The sequence below is a fragment of the Burkholderia sp. E168m15 genome (assembly GCF_016586105.1).
GTDB classification, from domain to species: Bacteria; Pseudomonadota; Gammaproteobacteria; order Burkholderiales; family Burkholderiaceae; genus Burkholderia; species Burkholderia orbicola.
Genome location: NZ_BCPO01000035.1, coordinates 1 through 6,894, shown reverse-complemented (window position 1 = coordinate 6,894; position 6,894 = coordinate 1). Strand labels below are relative to the sequence as shown.

Here is a 6,894-nt window from a genome sequence, read left to right as displayed (position 1 = left end):
GCGCATCGGCGTCGTCCGGGCGCGCCCGCGCGGCGCGCGCGAGCAGCGGATCGGCGGCGGCCAGATCGCCGCGCGCCAGCGCCTGCAACCCGCGCTGCTGCGCGATGTAGTCGGGATCGCGCTCGAGCCGGCGTTGCGCGTCGCGCTGCTGGTCGAGGCCGGCGGCGCGATCGCGGAATTCGGTGTCGTCCGGCGCGAGCGCGAGATACGCGTGCAGCGCATCGAGATACGCGGGATCGCTGCCGGCCGACTGCAGCACGCGCCGCCACAGCGCCATCGCTTCCGTATGGTCCGCGTCGGCGCGCTTCGCGAGCGACCATGCGATCCGGTTCGCTTCCGCGCGCGTGTCGTCGCGCTGGTTCAACAGCCGCGCGAGCGCCATCGATGCGCTCGTGTCCCGCGGATCGGCGGCAACCGCGCGGCGCAGCGCGGCGATCGCCGGCTGGCGCCCGCCCGGCGCATTCGACACGATCTGGTAGTACTCGGCGCCGAGCGCGCCCGACGGCGCGCCGTTCGGAAACAGCGCGACGATCCGTCGGGCCGCCTCGTCGGCGCGTCCGCTGCGCGCGAGCAGCCGGATCTGCGCCATCTCGCCGCGCCCGCTCGTCGCGACGCGGTATTCGTCGGCCACCCGTTGCGTGACGGCGGCATTCGGCGACTGCGCCTGCAGCCGCGCCAGCGACGCCTGCGCGCTTTTCGCGTCGCCGAGCCGGAGCAGCACACGCACCTGTTCGGCCAGCAGCTCGGGATCGCCCGGCGCGATCAGCAAGCCCTTGCGCAGCGCATCGCGCGCGAGGTCGTCGCGATGCTTGATGCCCCACATCCGCGCGGTGTCGAGCTCGCGCCGCGCATCGGCGGCGGCCGAGGTCGCCGGAGTCGCTGGGTTCGCCGGGTTCGCGATCGCCGCGCCGGAGGCGGCGCCCGGCGCCGCCGCGCACACCGACGACGCGAGCCACGCGAATCCCGCGACGTGCGGCGCGGCACACTTCAGCGGGCGGCGCACGAACGGCCTCCCCAGCGGGTGTCGAGCGTGCCGTCCGCCCCGAACCGGTAGCGGCCATCGCGCCAGCCGAGGCCGAACAGCGTCAGCACGCTCGTGTAATAGCCGGGCGCCGACTGGCGCGCGAGCGTATCGACGCGGGCCGCCTGGGCATCCGCGAGCGCGTGCTGGCCGCGTGCGTCGAGGAACGGCACGGCGGCCGCGGAGAAGCCGCCGTTGCCGTCGTTCGGCCCCGCGACGCCCGTCGTCGTATCGACCTTCTCCGGCGGCGCGCCGTGCGCGGCGATATGGTCGGCGAACGGCGCGAACTTCGCGAGCAGCGGCGCGGCAAGCGGATCGGCGCGGTCCAGCATGCCGGCCCACAGGTACACGCGGATCGCGTTGTACGCGCTTTCCGCATGGGTCTGCGGATCGGGCCCGAAACCGTTGCCCGCGCGATACAGCGCCCAGTCGGGCGAAAAGCCCTTCGGCGCGGTGTCGAGCAGCACGCGAGCGGTGCTGGACGCCAGCGCGGCCCAGCGACGGTCGTCGGGCAGTCGTGCGCCGAGCGCACGAATCACCTGCGGCGGCGAATAGCTCGGATTCACGCGCCATTGGCCGTTGGCCAGCTTGAACCCGGTCGGGCCCGGCAGCAGCGTGAGGCCGAGGCCCGGCACGGTCGCCGTCTCGGCGTCGAGCACGCGCTTCGCGAGCAGCGCGCCGCGCGCCGTATAGCTGCGCTCGTGCCACAGCCGCCCGGCCTCGACGAGCGCATACGCGATCCACAGGTCGGCGTCCGACGCCGGGTTCGCGTCGAGCACGCGCCACGCGCCGTCGGGCGCACGGCCCCACAGCCACGCCGGCAGGTGCGCGCTCAGGTCGCCCTGCGCGAGGTTGTTCTCGGTCCATGCGAGGATCGTGTCGAACATGCGCCGGTCGTTCGCGACCAGCGCGAAGAAAAGTCCATACGCCTGCCCCTCCGATACCGTGCGCGAATCGGCCGAGCCGACGTCGATCACCCGGCCGTCGGCCGAGATGAAATCACGCTTGAACGCGTCCCAGCGCGGCCACGCCGCGCTGCATCCCGTGCTCGCCGCATCGGCTGCACCGGCCGCCGCCGCGTGCGCGCGCGTGGCCATGCCGGCCGCCGCGCACGTCACCGCGACCGCCAGCGCGAGCGTCGCGCCGACACGCCGCGCCGGCTGCGTTGCCCGTCGCTTCGTCATTGCCCGCGCCATCCGTTACATCCCCCGGCGACGCGCGGCGATTCGCTGCAGCACGCTGAACACGCCGAGCGCGAGCAGCAGCCCTGCGACGACGCCGACCGCGCCGAGCAGCACCGGATGCCGCGCCGCCTCCGTCCACACGCGCGCATACCACGGCACGAAGCCGACCACGTAAGGCTCGCCGACCCGCAGGCTGTCGACCTGCCCCGGCCGGACCAGCGCGAGGTCGCCCTGCAACTGCGACACGAGCCCGCCGCTCTCGAACACGTCGAGCAGATCGCCGAGGCGCGGCTGGTCGGTCGCCGTCAGCGCGACGACGCTGCGGCCGCGGCTACCGGGCAGCTCGAACCCGGCGAGCGCCGCGAGCGGGCCCGTCTGTTCGATATGCGCGCCGCCGTCGGCGAGGCCCACGCCGTTGCGCCAGCGCTCCTTCACCGTGAAAGCGACGCGCGTCGCGCCCGCGCCGCCGGCCCCGCCCTGCTCGCCGATCGCGAGCGGCAGCGCCGCGCGCCACTGCGCGAGCAGCGGCGATGCGGGCGAGCCGTCGATCACGAGCAGGTCCTTGTGCCCCGACAGCGCGGCGACGTCGCCGGGCCGCGCCACCTGCACGCGCAGCGCCGGGAAACCGGTCCATTCACCCATGTGGCCGAGCATCGTCAGGTAGGCCTCGAGTTCCTGCGGCGACGGCCGGTCGGGCAGCACGACGGCCGTCTGCGACAGGTCGGCGAAGCGCGTGAACGGGAAGCCGCTGTTCGCGAAGAACGCGAGGTTCGGCAATTGCGCGTAATGGACGAAGTGCGAGAAGTCGATCGTCGAGTCAGGATCGATCGCCGCGCGTTGCGGCTCGGTGGCCGTGCTCGAACACAGGCCCGTCTTCTGCGAATCGAGCGTGAAGCGGAACTGCAGCTGGTTGCCGCTGCCGACGCGGAACGCGGGAATGTCGACGTCGCTCGTCACGCGCCCTTCCGGCACCGCCAGCAGCGGCAGCTGCATGCGGCCGTGCGCATCTTCGGCATGGGCCGGCCCGAGCCGGTACGACTTCACGAGCTGATCGTTGATCTCGACCGCGAGCGTCGAATTGTCCTGCACGGTCGGCGCCGTGTAGCGGTAGCGCAGCGTGATCGGCACGCCCGCGCCGTTCCACGAATGCAGATCGGCCGGCACGCGCAGGTTCAGCCGGATCGCGTCGGGCGTCGTGCCGCGCACCTCCAGCTGACGCGGATCGTTCACGAGTTCGCGGAACGCGATCGGCCGGTTCACCGGCAGCCAGCGCGGCGCGTCGTACGGCTTGCGCGGCGCGCCCAGATCGACGTGCGCGACCGTCGCCGCCTGCCCCGACAGCGCCGCGCGGCCGAGCACGAGCGTCGCGACCGCGTCGTCGACCTCGGCCGCCGTGCGGCCCGTGACGACCAGCAGCTTGCGGCCCGGCGCGGACGGGTTGTCCGCGACCGCGAGCAGCGGGCCATTGATTGGCGGCAGCGCGAGACCGGCCGGCAGCGTCGCGGCCGTGCCGACCACGACGGCCTGGTCGTCGGCCGGCAGCGCGGTCGATACCGGGAACCGCGCATGCCGGTAGTCGGCCAGCGCGCCGAACCACGACGCGAGCACGCCCGCGCTGCGCAGGGTGGCCGAATCGGGCGTGGCGGGCAGCACGAACGGCAGCCGCAGGCGGCCGTTGTCGCGCCGGTCGAAGAACGGCGCGGGCAGCAGCGCGAGATCGTTCGGCAGGCGCACCGGCGATTCGTCGAGGATCAGTTCGCTCGTCGGGCTCACGTCGGCCCACAACGCCGAATTCGTCGGGTCCTCGCAGTGGTCGAGCGTGTAATGCGCGATCAGGCGCAGGCCGATCTGGTTGAAATCCGAAAAGTAGCGCGGATCGATCGGGATCTCTTGCGTCACCGTGCGGCCCGCACGCGCGGCATCGAACGGGACGGTCGCGATCACCTCGCCGTTCACCGACACCTTCAGGTGCGACAGCGGAAAGACCAGCGACGGCGAATACGCGTAGGTCAGGCGCAAGCGCGCGCCCGTGATCACGCGGTCGAGCCGCACGCCGGCGTTGATCGTGCGTGCGTCGTCGGCGCCGCGCAGGCGCAGTGGATCGAACGCGCCGAGCGACGCGAACGGCATGCGTACGGTCGTCGCCGGCAGGCCGGCGGTCGGCGCGCTGGCCGCCGCCGGCGTGGCCGGAGCGGTCACGAGCACCGCCGCTGGCGCGGCATCCGGCACCGCTGCGTGATCGGCGGCGGCCGTCGAAGCGGCGGCCGGCACCGCCGGCAGCGGTGCGGCCGACAGCGCGGCCGTGTGGAAAGCGCCGGTCATCGCGGCAGCCAGAACGAACAGCGACACGGCCGGCTTCATGCGCCGCTCCGCTTCGTCACGATCGTCCGGTCATCCTGCGCGTCGAAACCGACGCGCGCAAAGCAGCTATGCCCGTGAGTGCACATCCCCTCTGCTTCCCCTCATTTATGGCCTGATTACATTTATCGGAACGACGCGGCGGATCATTCAACGACCGGTTCGTCGCGCTGGGGGACGCCTGGCACCGGCGGCCGCCCATTTGTCACACTATCTCAAAAATAGAACAAAACTCACCGTGATTCGCGACTGAGAAGCGAAAAAATCTCAATTCGGTCGGAAATGCCGCGCAGGAAGAGTGAATGGCAAGAATTGCGCCGTTGCCGCCGGATGGCTGGAACGGCATACTGCCGGCGCGGTACGGCTGGCCGGGCACCGGCCACGTTCCGGTGCGAACCGCCCGGCACGCGCTGCCGCGAGCGGCGCGTATGCTACCGCAAGCGCGCGCCGCGCGATGCACTTTTTCACGGAAAACTGACTTGAATCAAACCACCGACGCCGCCACGCCGTCCCCCGACACGTTGTTGCGCATCATCGCCGCGCAAGCCGAAATCGCGAAACTCGGCCTCGACCTCGGCAGCGTGATGGCCTACGTGGCCGAACAGGTGCCCCAGCTCACCGGCGCGAGCGCCGCCGCGGTCGAATTCGCCGAAGGCGACGACATGGTGTACCGCGCCGCGTCGGGCACGGCCGCCGGGATGCTCGGCCTGCGGTTGCGGCGCTCGGGCAGCCTGTCGGGCCTGTGCGTGCAGCAGGGCGCGTTGCTGCACTGTATCGATTCGGAAACCGACCCACGCGTCGATCGCGACGCATGCCGCCGGGTCGGCCTGCGCTCGATGCTCGTGATGCCGCTCACGCACGCCGACACGACGGTCGGCGTGCTGAAGGTGATGTCGCCGGACGTCGACGGTTTCTCACCGGCCGACGCCGGCACGCTGCGGCTGATGGCCGACCTGATCGCCGCCGCGATGTTCCACGCGGCGCGCAACGAAGCGAACGAGCTGTACCTGCGCGCGACGCACGACGCGCTCACGGGCCTGCCGAACCGCGCGCTGTTCTACGACCGCCTGCGCCAGTCGATGCACACGGCGCTGCGCGCGAGCGGCCGGCTCGGCATTCTCAACATCGACATGGACGGCCTGAAGCCGATCAACGACGGGTTCGGCCACCGCGCGGGCGACGCCGCGCTGCGCGAGGTCGCCACGCGGATGCAGGCCGCGGTGCGGCGCTCGGACACGGTCGCGCGCATCGGCGGCGACGAATTCGCGGTGATCCTGCCGAACCTCGGCACCCGCGACGACGCCCAGGTGCAAAGCACGCGGCTCGCGCGGCAGGTCGGCGAGCCGTTCGAATTCGACGGGCATGCGCTGCGGCTCGGCGTCAGCGTCGGCATCGCGATGCTGCCGGACGACGGCACCGACATGAACGCGCTGATCGAGCATGCGGACCAGGCGATGTACGAAGCCAAGCGATCGCGGCGCACCGCGCACGCATGACGGCTGGCGCGCGCCGGCCGGGCTGTTCCCGCCGATAGCCGGCTTGCGCCGGCGCTAGCCGATGGGCGACACCGCGACCGCGATCCCGACGACGAGCCACTGCACGATCGCCACGAGCACGGCGGCCCGGCACAGCCCGACCGCGCCGCGCACGCGCGCGTCGAGCGTGCGCCCGACCTTCGCCGCATCGATCCAGCCCAGGTCGGCGAGCGCGCGGTCGAGCGCCGCGAGCCCGTCGTCGATCGACCCGGCGCCGTCCACCGCCCGGGCCAGCGCGGCGAACAACCGCCGATCGATCGCGATGCGCACCGCGTACCACAGCGCCGCGATCCCCGACCCCGTGCTGACGATGGCCAGCAGCACGCGGGCAAGCGTCGGCGCCGCCCAGCCCGTCGCGACCCACCCGCCCGCGCCGGCCGCGACCAGCGCTGCCGCGAGCGCCCATGCGCCCGCATCGAGCGCGCCGCGTGCGGCGGCAATCCTGAACGGAGCGGACGGATCGCGCATCACCCCTGCCCCGCGCCGCGCTGGCGATCGATCCACTGCTGCAGCACGGCCACGCTTTCATCCGACCATACCGCGCGTGGCCGGACCGCGCGCACCGCGGCCAGCGCTTCGCGCGCATCGGCCAACCCGCGCCGCGCGGCGAGCCACGCGGCCGCGCACAGCACGCTGCGCCCGTAGCCGAGCGCACAGCAGACCAGCACGTCGCGCCCTTCGCCGTCGCAGGCGTTCGAGCGCCTCGACGGCCTGCGCGAGCTGCGCCGCCGTCGGTGCGACGAGATCGAGCTGAGGCACCGACGCATACGCGAGCGATGCGTCGGCCGCCGCCCAG

Annotated in this window: 4 protein-coding genes and 2 pseudogenes; 1 reads left to right on the top strand and 5 read right to left on the bottom strand. The window is 72.7% G+C overall.

Features of this window, described 5'->3' with window-relative positions; genetic code table 11:
* From JMF86_RS06500 to bcsB, 3 genes and pseudogenes are all read right to left on the bottom strand, one after another.
* Positions 1–1,003 (bottom strand): annotated as a pseudogene (locus tag JMF86_RS06500) (cellulose biosynthesis protein); the annotation flags it as partial.
* Positions 988–2,217, bottom strand: a complete 1,230-nt coding sequence (bcsZ, locus tag JMF86_RS06495; protein ID WP_011545162.1) for a cellulose synthase complex periplasmic endoglucanase BcsZ — start codon at positions 2,215–2,217, stop codon at positions 988–990. The gene bcsZ and the pseudogene JMF86_RS06500, both read right to left, overlap by 16 nt.
* A 3-nt stretch (positions 2,218–2,220) precedes the next feature.
* Positions 2,221–4,566 (bottom strand): cellulose biosynthesis cyclic di-GMP-binding regulatory protein BcsB, encoded by a 2,346-nt coding sequence (gene bcsB / locus JMF86_RS06490; RefSeq protein ID WP_011545161.1) that lies wholly within the window; start codon positions 4,564–4,566, stop codon positions 2,221–2,223.
* A 299-nt stretch (positions 4,567–4,865) separates the two neighbouring features.
* On the opposite strand from bcsB, the gene JMF86_RS06485 reads away from it, so the two are divergent.
* A complete protein-coding gene (locus JMF86_RS06485; protein WP_011545160.1) occupies positions 4,866–6,059 on the top strand; it encodes a sensor domain-containing diguanylate cyclase in 1,194 nt (397 codons plus the stop codon).
* 54 nt (positions 6,060–6,113) lie between these two features.
* Here JMF86_RS06485 and JMF86_RS06480 read toward each other — a convergent pair whose 3' ends face one another.
* Complete coding sequence (locus tag JMF86_RS06480) at positions 6,114–6,566, bottom strand: hypothetical protein (RefSeq protein ID WP_011545159.1); 453 nt, start codon at positions 6,564–6,566, stop codon at positions 6,114–6,116.
* Positions 6,566–6,894, bottom strand: a pseudogene (locus JMF86_RS06475) (dual specificity protein phosphatase family protein); the annotation flags it as partial. The gene JMF86_RS06480 and the pseudogene JMF86_RS06475, both read right to left, overlap by 1 nt.

Bases quoted from the DNA above. Each gene is read 5' to 3' on its own strand.
- bcsZ (WP_011545162.1), bottom strand. From the start codon at position 2,217: ATGGCGCGGGCAATGACGAAGCGACGGGCAACGCAGCCGGCGCGGCGT.
- bcsB (WP_011545161.1), bottom strand. From the start codon at position 4,566: ATGAAGCCGGCCGTGTCGCTGTTCGTTCTGGCTGCCGCGATGACCGGC.
- JMF86_RS06485 (WP_011545160.1), top strand. From the start codon at position 4,866: ATGGCAAGAATTGCGCCGTTGCCGCCGGATGGCTGGAACGGCATACTG.
- JMF86_RS06480 (WP_011545159.1), bottom strand. From the start codon at position 6,566: ATGCGCGATCCGTCCGCTCCGTTCAGGATTGCCGCCGCACGCGGCGCG.